We start from the raw sequence: 280 nt of genomic DNA, 5'->3' as shown, positions 1-280 counted from the left end.
ACGTTGACCGGCACGGTCGGGTCCTTCAGCGTCAGATGCGCAGGCTGGTTCTCTTCGTGATTCGTGTTCGAAATGAACACCGACGAAAGCCGGTCGAACGTGAGCTTGCCATCGGGCTTCGGATACGTAATCGGCTTGCACTGCGAAGCGGGCTTCAGCATCTCGTGATCCCAATGCTGGTGATGCAGCGTCCACGGCACATTGCCGCCCAGCAGCTTCTGCTCGATGCCGACCATCAGCGTGCCGAGGTACAGGCCCTTGCTCATCCACTGCTTGAAGT

Annotated in this window: 1 protein-coding gene; it reads right to left on the bottom strand. The window is 58.9% G+C overall.

Features of this window, described 5'->3' with window-relative positions:
• Positions 1-280, bottom strand: a 280-nt coding sequence (locus G3N58_RS33910) for a 4Fe-4S dicluster domain-containing protein (protein ID WP_206001380.1), incomplete at both ends; no start/stop codon positions are given.

The sequence above is a fragment of the Paraburkholderia sp. Ac-20342 genome (assembly GCF_017104985.1).
In the GTDB taxonomy this organism is placed as follows: Bacteria; Pseudomonadota; Gammaproteobacteria; order Burkholderiales; family Burkholderiaceae; genus Paraburkholderia.
This window is presented reverse-complemented; position numbering and strand designations above follow the sequence as displayed.